At 46.9% G+C, this 15,077-nt stretch carries 18 protein-coding genes, 1 tRNA gene and 1 pseudogene; 17 read left to right on the top strand and 3 right to left on the bottom strand.

What is annotated here, in order from left to right; translation table 11 throughout:
• Positions 1–46 precede the first annotated feature (46 nt).
• A complete protein-coding gene (locus tag J7K79_RS04510; RefSeq protein ID WP_296905602.1) occupies positions 47–1,189 on the bottom strand; it encodes a glutamine amidotransferase family protein in 1,143 nt (380 codons plus the stop codon).
• Positions 1,190–1,401: 212 nt separating this feature from the next.
• A tRNA-Gln gene (locus J7K79_RS04505) sits at positions 1,402–1,475 on the bottom strand.
• Between the two features lie 121 nt (positions 1,476–1,596).
• Here J7K79_RS04505 and J7K79_RS04500 point away from each other — a divergent pair.
• Entirely contained in the window at positions 1,597–2,268 is a 672-nt protein-coding gene (locus J7K79_RS04500; RefSeq protein ID WP_296905600.1) for a response regulator transcription factor, read from the top strand.
• Positions 2,249–3,466 (top strand): HAMP domain-containing sensor histidine kinase, encoded by a 1,218-nt coding sequence (locus J7K79_RS04495; RefSeq protein ID WP_296905598.1) that lies wholly within the window; start codon positions 2,249–2,251, stop codon positions 3,464–3,466. The genes J7K79_RS04500 and J7K79_RS04495 overlap by 20 nt, the downstream gene beginning before the upstream one ends.
• On the opposite strand, the gene J7K79_RS04490 is transcribed toward J7K79_RS04495, so the two are convergent.
• On the bottom strand, positions 3,456–4,004 hold the full coding sequence (locus tag J7K79_RS04490) for a thymidine kinase (RefSeq protein WP_296905596.1): 549 nt from the start codon (positions 4,002–4,004) through the stop codon (positions 3,456–3,458). The genes J7K79_RS04495 and J7K79_RS04490 overlap by 11 nt on opposite strands.
• Positions 4,005–4,373: 369 nt before the next feature.
• Here J7K79_RS04490 and J7K79_RS04485 point away from each other — a divergent pair, with 369 nt between their 5' ends.
• The 15 genes and pseudogenes from J7K79_RS04485 to J7K79_RS04415 all read left to right on the top strand — a co-directional run.
• Positions 4,374–4,661, top strand: a complete 288-nt coding sequence (locus J7K79_RS04485; protein WP_296905594.1) for a hypothetical protein — start codon at positions 4,374–4,376, stop codon at positions 4,659–4,661.
• Positions 4,547–5,143, top strand: coding sequence for a hypothetical protein (locus J7K79_RS04480; RefSeq protein WP_366932587.1), 597 nt, complete (start codon positions 4,547–4,549; stop codon positions 5,141–5,143). Before J7K79_RS04485 ends, J7K79_RS04480 begins: the two co-directional genes overlap by 115 nt.
• Positions 5,050–5,355, top strand: coding sequence for a P-II family nitrogen regulator (locus J7K79_RS04475; RefSeq protein WP_366932586.1), 306 nt, complete (start codon positions 5,050–5,052; stop codon positions 5,353–5,355). Before J7K79_RS04480 ends, J7K79_RS04475 begins: the two co-directional genes overlap by 94 nt.
• Before the next feature lie 127 nt (positions 5,356–5,482).
• Positions 5,483–5,992: a cytidine/deoxycytidylate deaminase family protein gene (locus tag J7K79_RS04470; protein WP_296905592.1), complete on the top strand. Its 510-nt coding sequence runs from the start codon at positions 5,483–5,485 to the stop codon at positions 5,990–5,992.
• Positions 5,989–6,789, top strand: a complete 801-nt coding sequence (locus tag J7K79_RS04465; RefSeq protein ID WP_296905590.1) for a 2-oxoacid:ferredoxin oxidoreductase subunit beta — start codon at positions 5,989–5,991, stop codon at positions 6,787–6,789. The genes J7K79_RS04470 and J7K79_RS04465 overlap by 4 nt, the downstream gene beginning before the upstream one ends.
• On the top strand, positions 6,786–7,388 hold the full coding sequence (locus J7K79_RS04460; protein ID WP_296905588.1) for a 2-oxoacid:acceptor oxidoreductase family protein: 603 nt from the start codon (positions 6,786–6,788) through the stop codon (positions 7,386–7,388). Before J7K79_RS04465 ends, J7K79_RS04460 begins: the two co-directional genes overlap by 4 nt.
• On the top strand, positions 7,369–7,851 hold the full coding sequence (locus J7K79_RS04455; protein WP_296905586.1) for a diacylglycerol kinase: 483 nt from the start codon (positions 7,369–7,371) through the stop codon (positions 7,849–7,851). The genes J7K79_RS04460 and J7K79_RS04455 overlap by 20 nt, the downstream gene beginning before the upstream one ends.
• Positions 7,814–8,848, top strand: coding sequence for a chemotaxis response regulator protein-glutamate methylesterase (locus J7K79_RS04450; protein WP_296905584.1), 1,035 nt, complete (start codon positions 7,814–7,816; stop codon positions 8,846–8,848). Before J7K79_RS04455 ends, J7K79_RS04450 begins: the two co-directional genes overlap by 38 nt.
• Positions 8,849–8,861: 13 nt before the next feature.
• On the top strand, positions 8,862–9,677 hold the full coding sequence (locus tag J7K79_RS04445; RefSeq protein ID WP_296905581.1) for a peptidoglycan DD-metalloendopeptidase family protein: 816 nt from the start codon (positions 8,862–8,864) through the stop codon (positions 9,675–9,677).
• Positions 9,674–10,135 (top strand): DUF523 domain-containing protein, encoded by a 462-nt coding sequence (locus J7K79_RS04440; protein WP_296905579.1) that lies wholly within the window; start codon positions 9,674–9,676, stop codon positions 10,133–10,135. Before J7K79_RS04445 ends, J7K79_RS04440 begins: the two co-directional genes overlap by 4 nt.
• Before the next feature lie 142 nt (positions 10,136–10,277).
• Positions 10,278–11,372, top strand: a complete 1,095-nt coding sequence (locus tag J7K79_RS04435) for an ROK family transcriptional regulator (protein WP_296905576.1) — start codon at positions 10,278–10,280, stop codon at positions 11,370–11,372.
• 14 nt (positions 11,373–11,386) lie between these two features.
• A complete protein-coding gene (gene iolM, locus J7K79_RS04430; protein WP_296905574.1) occupies positions 11,387–12,571 on the top strand; it encodes a scyllo-inosose 3-dehydrogenase in 1,185 nt (394 codons plus the stop codon).
• 10 nt (positions 12,572–12,581) lie between these two features.
• Complete coding sequence (gene iolN / locus J7K79_RS04425) at positions 12,582–13,553, top strand: 3-dehydro-scyllo-inosose hydrolase (protein WP_296905572.1); 972 nt, start codon at positions 12,582–12,584, stop codon at positions 13,551–13,553.
• Between the two features lie 4 nt (positions 13,554–13,557).
• Positions 13,558–14,562 carry an inositol 2-dehydrogenase gene (gene iolG / locus J7K79_RS04420; protein ID WP_296905569.1) on the top strand — a complete coding sequence of 335 codons (1,005 nt, stop codon included), beginning with the start codon at positions 13,558–13,560 and terminating at the stop codon, positions 14,560–14,562.
• Positions 14,559–15,077 (top strand): annotated as a pseudogene (locus tag J7K79_RS04415) (carbohydrate kinase); the annotation flags it as partial. The gene iolG and the pseudogene J7K79_RS04415, both read left to right, overlap by 4 nt.

Here is a 15,077-nt window from a genome sequence, read left to right as displayed (position 1 = left end):
CTTGTAATCATCACGTTCCACAACGAATTCCGCTGGTACTTTCCTCTTAGCCATTTTCTCCCTCCAATGCCACCCGTACTTTCTCGGTGGATTTGAGCACACCTACGACGGGATCTCCCGCTTTGGGAGCCCACACTTCATCTGGATCTGGGCAGACAACCCTTATAGCAGATTCTTCAGAAGCTATGTAAAGGAAATCGTCCTTCGTAGCCGCGACCAGGGGTCTGAGCTTTATTCTGTCGTTCAAACCCATCATCATATTGTTGTTTGCCACGATGATGGCGAAGGGACCGTTGAGGAGTGCTCCACCGTAGTTCATCCTCAGAGCAGTATAGAGCTTTCTTTCTTCTTCCGGCATGAGGTCTATATCCTTCCAGAGTGGAGCAGCGAGTATCTTAGCGGTGAGTTGTGGGCTGTATCCAAATCTTCTCATGAACAGATCCACCAGGTAAGCTACCACTTCGGTGTCTGTCATAAGGGTACACTTGTAACCGTAAGCCTCTAGAAACCTTCTGTTTATGCCGTACGAAGAGATTTCTCCGTTGTGTACAACTGTCCAATCCAGTATTCCGAAAGGATGCGCACCACCCCACCATCCAACCGTGTTCGTTGGAAATCTGTTGTGAGCTGTCCATATGTATCCTTTGTACTCGTCGATTCTGTAGAAATCTGCTATATCTTCTGGGAAGCCCACGCCTTTGAACACACCCATGTTTTTTCCACTGGACATGACGAAAGAACCATCTACTTTCTCGTTTATAAACATCACCGTGTCGACTATGAAGTCTTCTTCAGTCATGCCCTCTGGTATGCTCTTTGGCTTCAGGAAGTAGCGCCACAGTATGTGGACTTCTTTGATGTGGGGATTCCTTCTGGTGGGGATGGGTTCGCTTTCGATGATTTCGTAGTGGGATTTTATATACTCTTCTGCATTCCTCTTGTCCAGTTCACTGTTGTAGAGCATGTGAAAACAGTAAAAGTCTTTAAGTTCCGGATATATACCATAGGCAGCATAACCCGCTCCAAGACCATTTCCCCTTTCTCGCATGAGAGCCATCGTTTCAACTATTACGCTTCCGATAAATCTTTTGCCAGACGTGTTCATTATTCCAGATATACCACAGGCGGATGGAACCTTGAAGTCTTTGTCGGGTATCAGACGAGGGAGGTTGTAGGACAAGGCGTTCACCTCCTAACGAGAAGAAAGCATGAATATAAAATCTTGTGTATAACATTTATACCATATCAAAGATCTTCTTGCAAGAAACGTAGCATAAATTTTTCATTTGAGAAATGTGGGGTGAGATCGTGAAAAACACCCGTAATTATTCCAAATACGGCATAAAAATAAAAATGATGTGTGGGTACAAAAAAACAGGGGATACGAAGTATCCCCTGCTCTGGCTGGGAGGGGAGGACTCGAACCTCCACCAGCGGATCCAGAGTCCGCCGTCCTACCGTTAGACGACCTCCCAAACTCCTGCGCTTCAAATTATACACCAAAGGTAGGGAGATTTCAAGAGAAAAGACTTACACACTTTCTTCACATTCGAACTGGTAGAATCTTTCAGGAATCAAAGTACTGAGGTGATGAGGATGAGGGTACTTCTGGTTGAAGATGAAAAGGACCTCGCGAATTTGATCGCTGAGGCTTTGAGGAGAGAAATGTTTACAGTCGACGTCTGCTACGACGGTGAAGAGGGAATGTATATGGCTTTGAACGAAACCTTCGACGTGGTAATTCTGGATGTCTTACTTCCTATTCATGATGGCTGGGAAATCCTTAAGGCCATGAGGGAAAAGGGTATAAACACACCTGTTTTGATGCTCACGGCTCTTTCGGATGTGGAGTACCGTGTGAAGGGTCTCAACATGGGAGCCGACGATTACCTCCCAAAGCCTTTCGATCTCAGAGAGCTCATCGCTCGAGTGAAAGCTCTGGTCAGAAGGAAAACGGAGAACAAAAACATGAAGCTGGTCTGTGGAGATCTGATTCTGGATACGGCTACCAAGAAAGCCTTCAGAGGAGGAAGGGAGATATCTCTTACAAGGAAGGAGTACCAGATACTGGAGTATCTCATGATGAACAAAAACAGAGTGGTTACAAAGGAGGAGTTACAGGAGCACCTCTGGAGTTTTGATGACTCTGTCTTTTCTGATACGCTCAGGAGTCACATAAAAAATTTGAGAAAGAAGATAGACAGAGGTTTCAAAAAGAGCATCATCCACACGGTGAGGGGAATCGGTTATGTTGTCCGTGACGAATGAGAAAAGGGCTTTCAGGAAAACTCATCTCATATGGACTCTCATCTTTACGCTTTCTATTGTCTTTGTTGTCGCGGCAGCCGCGGGTGCCGTTTTCATCGTGGAGAAGAACAGAATCACCAGGCAGTTCGACGGTGACCTGATAAAAACAGCAGAGTTCATCGAAAGAAGACTCAAAGCACCCGGAATGATGAAGATGCTCCGTATGATGGGAGGATTGAATCCCATATTCGTTCCTCGCGGGGAGGCTTTCCAGTTTCTATTTCCATCGGGTGAGGTGTTTCTGGAAGTCGGTGAACAGTTAGATACCCCTGAAGTACCTGTAAAGGAAGGGTTCTCCACAGAAGGAAACTACAGGGTGTTCACAAAGAGGATCGATTTGGGAGACACTGTCATCTTTCTGAGAGTGGGAAGAGACATATCGGACCTTATGGAGCGTAGTAGGAGGCTTCTGTCCATGTATCTTCTTTTGCTTGTTCTCACGGCGGGAAGTGCCTGGATATTCGGGTATTTTATTTCAAGACTGGCACTGCTTCCCGTGAGAAATGCCTACGATAGTTTAAAGAGGTTTTCGATGGACGCTTCTCACGAGTTGAAAACACCTCTTTCCGTTCTGAAAACCAGCCTCGATGTACTAAAATACCAGGAAAACGTGCCTGACGAAGTGAAAAATAAGCTCTCGATCATGGAAAAGAACGTAGAAAAGATGAAAAAACAGGTTGAGCAGCTTCTTCTTCTTGTGAGAAGCGGTGAGACGTTCAAGAACGCTGTGAAGGAAAGGATAAACCTCAGAGAGTTCCTGGGTGAGATAGTGGAAGCGTTTGTGCCGAGAGCAGAAGCAAAGGGCCTGAAACTGAAAATCGAGTGTCCGGACAGTCTGTTCGTGGAAGTAGAAAAAGACGTCTTGAGGGTTGTGCTGGAAAACCTGATAGACAATGCTATAAAATTCACGGAAAAAGGAGAGGTGATCGTCGGTGCCCATGATGATGGCAGGTTAACGATATACGTGAAAGACACGGGACCTGGAATACCGAAGAGGGAACAGAAGAAGATTTTCGAGAGGTTCTACAGGCTTTCTCGAAACACAGAGGGATCTGGCCTTGGCCTTTCTATAGTGAAGGAACTCGCCACTAGACTGAAAGCAAAAATAATTCTGGAAAGTGAAGAAGGCAAAGGCAGTACGTTCAAGCTCATCCTTTGAGCGTGTTGTAACAATTCCTGCAGACCGCTATGTACTTTTCCTGCCCACCAACGTCGATTTCCTCTTCACCACCTGCTATCTTCAATGTGAGTGTAGCGTTGTATTCGCCGCATCGATGACAAACCGCTTTCTTCTTGATCACAGTGTCCGCGAGACTGAGTAGAAGAGAGGTTGTTTCAAAGGGATTCTGCTTATGAGTAAGATCGAGTCCTGCACAGAACACATCGATTCCTTTATCCAGAAGCTCCTTTACCACGTCGAACAGTTCGGTGTCAAAAAACTGTACTTCGTCTATAAAAACTCCTTTGGTTTTTTGATCGATGTACTCCAGTATTTCTTTGGATTTTTTTATTGCGAACGCTTCCACGCCATCACCAGAGTGAGAAACGATCATCGTTGAGTGATATCTATTGTCGATCTCCGGTTTGAAAACGGCGACTTCTTTTCTTCCCAGCCTGTATATCTCTACGAAGGAAAGAAGCTCGGTCGTTTTTCCCGAGTACATGGGACCTGTGATTACAGTCAACTTGCCTGCCATATCGATCCCTCCCAAATGATTATACCCATTGAGTTAACACATCCCCCAACATGATTGAAACATTCTCATAATTGACGCTCGCCTGGGTAGCTGATACTATTAAACCATATAAAAATTCCTCGACGAATCTCTGCCGAGAAATACAAAAAAAAATAACCAGGTTACACATGGGATTTGCACCTTCAAAAAGAATTCCAGGGCTGTGCGTTTTAAGTTCTTATTATGAAGAATTTGTTATATTAATTTTATTCACGTACAATAAATTTGTTTAGAGGAAGTGCTTTTTATGCGTAGAAGAGTTCTCTTTCTACTGTTGATCCTCACCTTGATCTCTCTCAGTTTCGCCTGAAACAGAAGCACCGGCGTTGGATGGTCTTTGGATATGGTCTGGCTTCTCGTTTCTGCTGCGCTGTTCTTCTTCTTTATGCAAGCAGGCTTCGCCATGGTGGAATCTGGTTTCACTTGCACGGAGAACACGGTAAAGTGATCATGGAAAACTTCATGGACTTCTCAATCGATTCCGTGATCTTCCTCATGTTTGGATACTGGATGATGTTTGGGAAACACCCTCTCACTTTCGATCCTTCCATCAAAGAGGCTTCATCGATTTCGCGGATCCCATCGTCGTCCACTCTGTTGGTGGATGGGGCGCCATGATGGAAGCTGCCCTTCTGGGTTCTAAATTCGGAAAGTACGACAGTCAGGGTAATCCTGGACCCATTTCCGGTCACAACATTCCTCTTGCGGCACTTGGGGCCTTTATCCTGTGGTTTGGATGGTTCGGATTCAACGGAGGAAGTACCTTTGCTGGAACGAACGGTGCGATAGGGATGATCATATTGAATACCAACCTTGCTGCCGCATCGGGAGCACTGGCCATGATGATCACTGTGTGGCTTCACTTCGGAAAGCCAGGTGCGAGTATGACCATGAACGGGGCGCTTTCAGATCCCATTGCCATCACCGCACCGTGCGCTGTGGTATCTCCTGTGAGTTCTTTGATCATAGGAGCAATCGGTGGTATGATTGTCGTCTTCTCCGTTGAATTTTTCGACAAAGTTTTGAAGATCGACACCCCGTCGGTGCCATATCTGTCCACGGTGTCAACGGTGCCTGGAGAACGCAAAAAGGCTATGTAGAGACGTATCGAGGTGAAATAGAAGAAGTGAACCTTCTCAAGAAAGTAATGCTTTTGATAGCGATCAACGAAGATTTTGTTGAACCAACCATTGAGGCGATTCAAAAGGGAACAAGAGTAGGGAACATAGGAAACGGAAAAATTTTCGTTCTGGATTTACTGGACTGCATCAGAATCGGAACGGGAAAGAAGGGGTGGGAAGCCATAGGATGATGTGCCCTCAGCAGAAGAAATTCTTTCTTCCTGTCCTCTCTTCAGTGGTTGGGATTACAATTATACTATAAAAAGCCGAGGGTGTGAAGCCCCTTTGTCTATGATACAATTCCTAGAGGGTGATCGTGTGAAGGATAGATTGGTGGGGTATCTGAACAATCTGAAAATGGAGAAAAAACCAGACAATAGAGAATCCTGGGACTCCTACTTTATGCGTATAGCCAGGATGGTCAGTGAAAGATCGACCTGTGTCCATAGAAAAGTGGGTGCTGTGATCGTGAAAGACCACCGAATTCTTGCCACCGGGTACAACCAGCCCCCTTCGAAATTCCCCCACTGCAACGAAATAGGGTGTATTCGTGATGATTTGGACATAAATTCTGGAGAACATCAGGAGATCTGTTACGCACTTCATGCAGAGCAGAACGCCCTCATGCAAGCTGCCAAATTCGGTATAGCGGTAAATGGTGCCACCATCTACGTGACACATAAACCGTGTTCGATCTGTGCAAGGCTTCTGGTGAACGCAGGTATAAAGCGGGTCGTCTATGAAGAGGATTACCCGGACCCTCTGACAGACTTTTTTTTCAAACTCACCGGGGTGGAGAGTGTCCACTTTGAAGGTGAAAGGACATGAGAGTAAGAAAACTCATCTCCTATCTGAGACCAGGTAGATGGCCCAGTGTCTGGTGTCCGGGGTGTGGAAACGGAATAGTCCTGAAAGCCTTTCTGGATGCAGTGGACTCCCTATCCTTTCCAAAAGAGAAGGTGGCAGTTATCTCTGGTATTGGATGTTCATCGCGGGCAACGGGATATCTTGATTTCAACACGCTCCATACACTCCACGGAAGAGCAATAGCTTTCGCGACTGGTGTGAAGCTGGCAAAACCCGAGTTTGAAGTGATAGTCATGGGAGGAGACGGAGACATCGTATCTATAGGGGGGAACCATTTCATTCACGCCTGCAGGCGGAACATAGACATAACCGTCATTATCTTCAACAACATGATCTACGGTATGACTGGGGGACAGGTTTCCTCTACCACCCCTATTTATCACCAGACTACCACCACTCCAATGGGTTCGTTCGTGGAGCCACTCGATGTGGTTGAATTAGCCCTTTCGGCCGGGGCTACCTTCGTTGCGAGAAGTACCGTGTATCACTACGATCATCTCGTTGAAATCTTGAAGAAGGCACTCAAGCATAAAGGAATATCCGTGGTCGACGTTCTGACAAATTGTCACACTTACTTTGGAAGGTATAACGGGATGCCAGAGCCCTATCAAATGATGGAGTACCTCAAAAACAACACTTGTTTTCTCGAGCGGCCTGAGGAAGGTAAAATAAAAATAGGGATCTTCCGTGATGAAGAAAAAGACGATTTCCTGGCGGTTTACAGACGATTGACAAGACGAGAGGGTGCGATGGAATGACCGAACCCGTGTCTATCAGGATAGCGGGAATCAGTGGGCAGGGAAACATCCTGGCCGGTTTGATACTCTCAAAGGCCCTCGTTTATGAGGGAAAATGGGTTATCCAGACACAGTCTTACACAGCTCAAGTAAGAGGGGATGTGAGTTACTGTGATGTGCTGTTCGACGACAATCCCATAGATTATCCGGAAGCCGAGTACTTCGACGTTGCGTGTATGATGCACCAGAAAGCGATGGACGAGCTCTATCGTTCGATCAAAGTGAACGGAGTATTGTTGCTGGATCAAACGCTGGTGAAAAACATCCCCGATTTTGTGAGAAGGATCACCCGAAAGATACTGTTTGTCCCTGCAACGGAGAAAGCCATATCGAGTTTCAACGCCCCGTTGGTCTCTAACATGATAATGGTGGGAGTGCTTGCGAAGGTTTGCAACATAGTGAAACTGGAATCTCTGAAGAGATCGCTGAGAGATCATATAAAAAGATCTCTATGGGAGATAAACTTGAGAGCTCTGGAAATGGGTTACAACATGTTCGAAAAGCAGTTCAAGATAAAGACAGAGAGGGTGTGGAAAAGGCTTGCGGCGGGATTCGAGTAACGTTCTGAAATCTTTCAAGAACGCCTTCGAGGGTATAGAAAAGGCCTTAAAACTTGAAAGGAATCTGAAGATACATTTTTTCATCGGGATCGCCGTGGCTGTGTTCTCACTCTTTCTACCCTTAAGTGAAAAGGATCTGTTGTGGGTATACTTTGCCATTTTCTCGGTTATAGGTGCAGAATTGCTGAACACGGTTATCGAGAAGTTTCTCGATTTGTTTTTCGAGGATTACAGCGAGTCTGTGAAATTGGTGAAGGATATAGCAGCCGGGGTTGTACTTTGGTACTCCCTGTTCTCCGTGGTCGTGGGAATTCTGATACTCGGAAAGGCCCTTTTTTCATGGCCTCCATCCTTCGCAAAGTTTTTCGTCTCGGGAGTTTTGATATTCTTCCCACTATTTTCCGTCGTTGTGAGGAGGTATAGAGATGTCGGAAAAAACGATAAGAGTCCTGGTAGTGGATGACTCTGCTTTCATGAGGATGGTGTTGAAAGACATCATAGACTCTCAGCCTGATATGAAAGTGGTGGGATTTGCCAAGGACGGTCTTGAAGCGGTTGAAAAAGCCATAGCTTTGAAGCCGGATGTTATAACGATGGATGTTGAGATGCCGAACTTGAATGGCATAGAAGCCCTGAAGCTCATAATGAAGAAGGCCCCCACTCGTATCATAATGGTGAGTAGCCTCACCGAGGAAGGTGCCTCGATCACGATAGAAGCCCTCAGAAACGGTGCAGTGGATTTCATCACAAAGCCTCACGGCTCGGTATCAATGACATTCAGACAAGTTGCACCGGAACTCTTGGAGAAGATCAGGCAAGCCATGAACGTGGATCCTCGCTCGCTTCTCCTCAAGCCGAAAGTTTCATGTCTCACCATCAAAAAGCCTGTTGTGGGGGGGAAGGTAGTTGTCATTGGTTCCTCGACGGGAGGGCCCAGGTCCTTGGACATGATCATACCGAACCTTCCGAAGAACTTTCCTGCTCCGATCGTCGTGGTACAACACATGCCACCCGGCTTTACAAAATCCCTTGCAATGAGGCTCGACAATTCTTCTGAACTCGCCGTGAAAGAAGCAGAAGACGGAGAAACCCCAAAACCGGGATTCGTTTATATCGCGCCGGGGGATTTCCACCTTGGACTGAAAGCACAAAACGGCAAGATTTCGTTCTATCTGGACAAGTCTGATAAAATAAACAACGTAAGACCCGCTGTGGATTTCACTCTGGACAAGGTGGCGGAGATCTACAAGTCCAAAACGATAGCGGTCATTCTCACGGGAATGGGTAAGGATGGGACCAAAGGGGCCTTTAAAGTCAAATTCTACGGTGGAAAGGTGATAGCGGAGGACAGAGAGACGTGCGTTGTTTTTGGCATGCCAAAGTCGGTGATAGAGGAGGGATACGCGGATTACGTCCTTCCAGCGTACAAAATTCCGGAAAAGTTGATAGAACTCGTGTGAAAGGATGGGAAGGATGAAAAGAGGAATCGTTCTTCTCCTTGTTACTATGTTCGTCACTTATGGCCTGTCATCTTATTTTCTGGTTCACTACAAGGTTCAGAAGAACGACACCCTGTACAGTATCTCTCTGAACTTCAGTGTTTCTCCCTCTCTCATTCTCGACTGGAATCCTGGCCTTACTCTCACGAGTCTCAGAGTGGGGCAAGAGATCGTAATACCTCAACCTCCTGGTTATCTGTACACGGTGAAAAAAGGAGATACTCTCGTCATAATTGCAAAGAGATTTTTCACTGTAGCCTCTTTGATAAGAAGGGCAAACAACCTGAACTCAGACGTCATCTACGTAGGACAAAAGCTTTTCATACCTGAAAGCATTATAGGAAGGGCGTTCAACAACGAAAAGTTCTTCATATGGCCTGTCTACGGTACCATCTCCTCGGGATTCGGTTGGAGGATACACCCCATAACCGGAAAGTATTCATTTCACTCGGGAGTTGACATAGCGGCACCCGAAGGAACACCCATCTTCGCTGCAGAGAGTGGCATAGTTGAATTTGCCGGGAAAAACGGTGGATATGGTCTTATGGTGAAAATAAAATCTTCGTCTTATGAACACGTGTACGCTCACCTTTCTCGAATAGACGTTTATGAGGGACAATACGTGAAAAGAGGCCAGCTCATAGGACGGGTTGGAAGTACAGGTTTGAGCACAGGTCCCCATCTTCACTTTGAGATCAGGGTGAATCAAAAAGCAGTGAACCCTATGAATTATCTACCAAGCAGAATCTGGGTATTGAGGAAAGAGCTCATAGGTGCAGGTGGAGAATGAAGATACTCGTTAGTGCATGTCTTTTGGGTCTTCCCACACGGTATGATAGCCGTTCCAAACCAGACGAGAAAATTCTGAAGCTTTTGGAAAAACACATCCTCATTCCTGTGTGCCCAGAACAGCTGGGAGGTCTTCCCACACCACGTCCACGATGTGAAATCCTCGGAGGACACGGCTGGACCGGGAAGGAAAAGGTCGTCGATGAGTTCGGGTGCGACAGAACAGAAAGCTATTTGAAGGGAGCAAAGCTTACCCTCGAAATTGCCCGCCTTTTGAAAGTGAGTGTGGCCATCCTCAAGTCAAAGAGCCCCTCCTGTGGAAAATACCTTGTCTACGATGGGTCTTTTTCCGGCAGGCTTGTTCCAGGAAAAGGTGTCACTGCCTTTCTATTGGAAAAGAATGGCGTGAAAGTTTTCGAGGAAAATGAAGTGTTCATGGATAACAATGGTCTTCGCTGAAGAGATCTTTTTCCAGACGACTGTGCTTTTTTAACCAGACGAAACGTTTGTTTCCTCTTTTTTTCTTGCTTTTCTTTGTGTTGACAGATTGATTATAATATGGTTGGTTAGTAAATGAGAACAAACCTACTGGGGGATTTCCATGTTGAGTGAGATCGAAAGAAAGATTCTTCAAACGATCAAAGACGAAAAGCACATATCAAGGGTGGAAATAAGTAAAACCCTCAATATCAGTAAACCTGTGGTATCTCAGGCTGTGAGTAGATTGATCGATCTGGGATTTGTTGAAGAAGCGGGGAAAAGAGAAAGCTCCTCCAGAGGTGGTAGAAGACCCGTTTTACTTTCTTTTGTGCCTGAGAGCAGGTATGTTGTGGGAGTAGATGTTGGTGGAACAAAGATCGACGCCGTTCTCACCGATCTGAACGGCAACATTCTGAAGAGGGAACACGTTGTTCTTCCTCCCAGCTTGAGCAAAGAGAAGCTCTTTGAGGAAATTAAAAGGGTTGTGGAGCCACTTCTTAAGTACGACAGGATTCTGGGAATCGGAATAGGAATCCCAGGAACAGTCGATGAAAATCAGCTTGTGAAACGCATACCTGCGTTCGATATCACGAATTGGGATTTGAAAAAGGACTTGGAAAATTCGGTTGGATATCCTGTCTTCATCGAGAACAATGCAAATCTGGACGCCTTCGCAGAAACCAGGGTGGGTGCAGGGAAGGGTTTTAAATGTGTGTTTCTTATCTCCATAGGTTGGGGTATCGGCTCTGGCATCGTCTACGAAGGAAAGATCTTCAGGGGAGCACGGGGAAAAGCAGGAGAGTTCGGTCATATGGTGACAGATTGGACAAAAGATAAGTCTATGGTACCAGAGAAAGGCTTTGGCCATCTTGAGGAGTGGTTCTCTGGATACTCTCTGAAGAAGAAGAAATTTGGAAAGTCCGTCGAAACGGTGTTTGAGCAAAGTCCGAAAGGGTTGAAAGATGGATTGGAGCATTTCGGAATTGCCGTAGTGAATGCCATAGTACTGCTCGATCCAGATGTAGTGATCATGAAGGGCGGAATAGGATATCATCAGTTCGATAAGATAGCACCCATCGTGGAATCGATTCTCGAGCAGATAGTTCCGAAAGATATCCTGGAAGATGTCGTTATTAAAAGAGGAGAAATAGAAGAGTACGGAGTTGCGATCGGTGGAGCCCTATATGTGATCGAAAACGTTTTGGGATTGAAATAAAGGAGGGGATTTTTATGAAGGCAGTGAGACTTCATGCAAAATGGGATCCCAGACCTGATTTCAAGCTGGGGCCCAAGGATGTCGAGGGAAAACTCACCTGGCTTGGAAGCAAAGTGTGGAGGTACCCAGAGGTGAGGGTTGAAGAAGCACCAGAGCCAAAGATCGAGAAACCCACAGAGATTATCATCAAAGTAAGAGCTTGTGGAATCTGTGGTAGTGACGTCCATATGGCCCAAACCGATGACGAAGGATACATCCTTTACCCCGGTCTTACAGGTTTTCCTGTCACTCTGGGGCACGAGTTCTCCGGTGTTGTGGTGGAGGCGGGCCCTGAAGCTATCAACAGAAGAACAAACAGAAGGTTCGAGATCGGCGAACCCGTCTGTGTAGAAGAAATGCTGTGGTGTGGTCACTGTAGGCCTTGTGCTGAAGGTTTTCCAAACCACTGTGAGAACCTGAACGAGCTGGGATTCAACGTGGATGGAGCGTTTGCGGAGTACGTGAAAGTCGATGCCAAATACGCCTGGAGTCTTAGAGAACTGGAGGACAAATACGGAGACAGGCTCTTTCTTGCAGGCAGTCTAGTGGAACCCACTTCCGTTGCTTACAACGCAGTGATCGTGAGGGGGGGAGGAATCAGGCCGGGTGACAACGTGGTGATACTCGGAGGAGGACCCATTGGTCTTGCGGCCGTCGCGATTCTGAAACATGCGGGAGCAGCGAAGGTGATTCTGTCAGAGCCTTCTGAAACTCGAAGGAACCTTGCCAAACAGCTGGGGGCGGATCACGTGATAGATCCCACAAAGGAGAACTTCGTAGAAGCGGTGCTTGACTACACGAATGGTCTTGGAGCAAAACTTTTCCTCGAAGCCACGGGTGTTCCTCAGATCGTCTGGCCACAGATAGAAGAGGTGATCTGGAGGGCCCGCGGTATAAACGCCACCGTGGTGATCGTTGCGAGGGCCGACGCGAAGATACCCCTCACCGGAGAGGTGTTCCAGGTCAGAAGGGCACAAATCGTGGGCTCTCAGGGGCACTCTGGTCACGGAACCTTCCCAAGAGTGATCAGCCTCATGGCGTCCGGAATGGACATGACCAAGATCATCTCCAAGACCGTTTCCATGGAGGAAATACCTGAGTACATAAAGAGGCTTCAAACTGATAAATCTCTGGTGAAAGTTACCATGGTGAACGAGTGAGGTGAGAGCTATGGGTAAGTGGCAGATACCACCCGAAGGAGGTCACATGGAAAGGCCAACAGGTGTTTACTATCAAACGATGACGATGAAGCAGATAAAAGAAAGGTTGAAGGAGTGTGACCTCATAATAATCCCTGTGGGAAGCACGGAAAACCATGGGCCAAACGCGCCAACGGGGGAGGATACCTTCCTTGTTACGAGAATGGCAGAGCAAGTTGCACTGAAAACGGGATGTACAGTTGCTGAACCCATCTGGTATGGATACCATCCATACCACCACATTGGAATGCCAGGAACAGTTCCGGTAAAAGATGAGGCATTCATAGACTATCTTGTGAGTGTTATGGCAGGATTCTGGAACACCGGTTTCAGGAAACAGATCCTCTTGAACGGTCACGGTCAGGAGTTCGTGATACCTGTGGCTATCCACAAGTTCGCCAAGATTTTCCAGGTTCCCGCCATCATCATCAATTTGAACTGGTATCACGCCATACAGGATAAGTTCAAGACGAAGGAAGAAGGAGGTCCCTACGAAACGCCGTTCATCCATGCAGACGAGGTGGAAACGTCCTGGAGTCTCGCACTCTTCCCGGAGCTGGTGCATCAAGAGTGGGCAGTGGACACAGAACCAAAGGGATTCCTTCCAGAGGGACACATAGACAAGGCGGGGAATCTGCTTCACAGACCCATTGCCTGGTACGGACACGTAGGAGGAGGTCCCATAGAGGTTGTGGCGTATCCTGAGGGAGTTGTTGGAAAGGCAACTCTTGCGTCTGCGGACAAGGCCAAGGAAGGAGTTGAAGCCCTTCTGGACTACTTGGAAAAACTCGTGAGGGACATCATGGAAAAGTTCCCGCCGGGGAAACTACCACCCGCAGAGATGCTCTCTCAGAAACCGAAAGAGGAGCTCGAAGCCCTTACAAAAGAGCCACTGACGGAGGGTTGGAGGAACCTGTACACAGCTGGAAACCTGTGGGGATGATATTGTGAAGCTCGGGATAATCGGACTGGGACGTATAGGAACGATACACGCCGAAAACACAAAGCTCCTGGAAAACGTGGAACTGGTGGCGGTGTCCGATATAAGGATTGAAAGGGCAAAGGAAGTAGCCGAGAAGCTGAAAGTGAAAAAAGTCTTTGCCGATCCAGAAGATCTTATACATGATCCAGAAGTGGAAGCGGTGATGATCTGCTCCAGTACCGATACGCACGCACTTCTTGTCCTCGAATGTGCCAGGGCGCGAAAGCATGTGTTCTGTGAGAAACCCCTTTCCCTAGATCTGGCCGAGGTAAACAAGATGATAGAGGCGATGAAAAAAGCGGGGAAGATTCTTTTTGTTGGATTCAACCGGAGATTCGACAGGAACTTCAGAAAAGTGAAAGAGGCAGTAGAAAAAGGAGAAGTGGGTACGCCTCATATTTTGAAGATAACGAGCCGAGATCCCGAGCCACCTCCGATAGAGTACGTGAGGATTTCGGGGGGAATATTCCTCGACATGACCATACACGACTTCGATATGGCACGGTACATAATGGGTGAAGAAGTTGAGGAAGTCTACGCCAGTGGTTCTGTGTTGGTGGAGGAAGAGATAGGAAAAGCAGGGGACGTGGACACAGCTGTGGTCGTCCTGCGTTTCAAAAGTGGTGCTCTCGGTGTGATAGACAACTCCAGAAGGGCTGTTTATGGTTACGATCAAAGGCTGGAGGTCTTTGGAACAAAGGGGAAGATCACCGTTGACAACGTCAGAGAAAACACCGTCGTACTCACCGATGAACAGGGTGATCGCGGATCAAAGTATCTTTACTTCTTCCTGGAAAGGTACAAAGAATCCTATCTGGAAGAACTGAAGACGTTTGTTAACAACGTAACGGAAAATGAACCACCTGCGGTGAGTGGTGAGGACGGTAAAATGGCTCTTCTACTCGGTTATGCGGCAAAGAAATCTTTGAAAGAAAAGCGTCCTGTGAGACTGGAGGAGTTTGAACGATGATTACCTTTATAGGGCATGTTTCCAAGGACATAAATGTAGTGGGTGAAAAGAAAGAAGTCGTAGGGGGTGGAGGAGTGGTTCACGGCGCCATCACCTCCGCCCTCTTTGGAGTGAGAACGTTCATTGTTACAAAGTGTGCAGAAGAAGATATTCCTTTGTTTTCGTTCTTGAAAGAGTCAGGAGTGCAGGTGAAATTCCTCGATAGTAGCTCGACAACCAGTATAGAAAATGTGTATGGATCTTCTCCAGATGAAAGAGAAAGCTTCCTCGTGGCAAAGGCAGATCCTTTTACAAAGGAGGATCTCGACGTTGTATCCACCGAGATAGTACACATTAATCCTCTGTGGTATGGGGAGTTTCCAGAAGAGCTGATTCCTGTTTTGAGAGAAAGGGTTAGGTTTCTTTCAGCAGATGCCCAGGGCTTTCTGAGAGTGGAAGAAAGTGGTAAATTGGTTTATAAAGACTGGGAGCACAAAGATTATCTGAGTTATTTTGACCTTTTCAAAGTAGATGTG

Origin of the sequence: Thermotoga sp., assembly GCF_021162145.1 — a bacterium.
In the GTDB taxonomy this organism is placed as follows: Bacteria; Thermotogota; Thermotogae; order Thermotogales; family Thermotogaceae; genus Thermotoga.
This window is presented reverse-complemented; position numbering and strand designations above follow the sequence as displayed.

What these genes read in the sequence shown, in the direction of transcription:
- J7K79_RS04500 (WP_296905600.1), top strand. Translation starts at nt 1,597, where the DNA reads ATGAGGGTACTTCTGGTTGAAGATGAAAAGGACCTCGCGAATTTGATC.
- J7K79_RS04495 (WP_296905598.1), top strand. Translation starts at nt 2,249, where the DNA reads ATGTTGTCCGTGACGAATGAGAAAAGGGCTTTCAGGAAAACTCATCTC.
- J7K79_RS04490 (WP_296905596.1), bottom strand. Translation starts at nt 4,004, where the DNA reads ATGGCAGGCAAGTTGACTGTAATCACAGGTCCCATGTACTCGGGAAAA.
- J7K79_RS04485 (WP_296905594.1), top strand. Translation starts at nt 4,374, where the DNA reads ATGGTCTTTGGATATGGTCTGGCTTCTCGTTTCTGCTGCGCTGTTCTT.
- J7K79_RS04465 (WP_296905590.1), top strand. Translation starts at nt 5,989, where the DNA reads ATGAGAGTAAGAAAACTCATCTCCTATCTGAGACCAGGTAGATGGCCC.
- J7K79_RS04460 (WP_296905588.1), top strand. Translation starts at nt 6,786, where the DNA reads ATGACCGAACCCGTGTCTATCAGGATAGCGGGAATCAGTGGGCAGGGA.
- J7K79_RS04450 (WP_296905584.1), top strand. Translation starts at nt 7,814, where the DNA reads ATGTCGGAAAAAACGATAAGAGTCCTGGTAGTGGATGACTCTGCTTTC.
- J7K79_RS04445 (WP_296905581.1), top strand. Translation starts at nt 8,862, where the DNA reads ATGAAAAGAGGAATCGTTCTTCTCCTTGTTACTATGTTCGTCACTTAT.
- J7K79_RS04440 (WP_296905579.1), top strand. Translation starts at nt 9,674, where the DNA reads ATGAAGATACTCGTTAGTGCATGTCTTTTGGGTCTTCCCACACGGTAT.
- J7K79_RS04435 (WP_296905576.1), top strand. Translation starts at nt 10,278, where the DNA reads ATGTTGAGTGAGATCGAAAGAAAGATTCTTCAAACGATCAAAGACGAA.
- iolM (WP_296905574.1), top strand. Translation starts at nt 11,387, where the DNA reads ATGAAGGCAGTGAGACTTCATGCAAAATGGGATCCCAGACCTGATTTC.
- iolN (WP_296905572.1), top strand. Translation starts at nt 12,582, where the DNA reads ATGGGTAAGTGGCAGATACCACCCGAAGGAGGTCACATGGAAAGGCCA.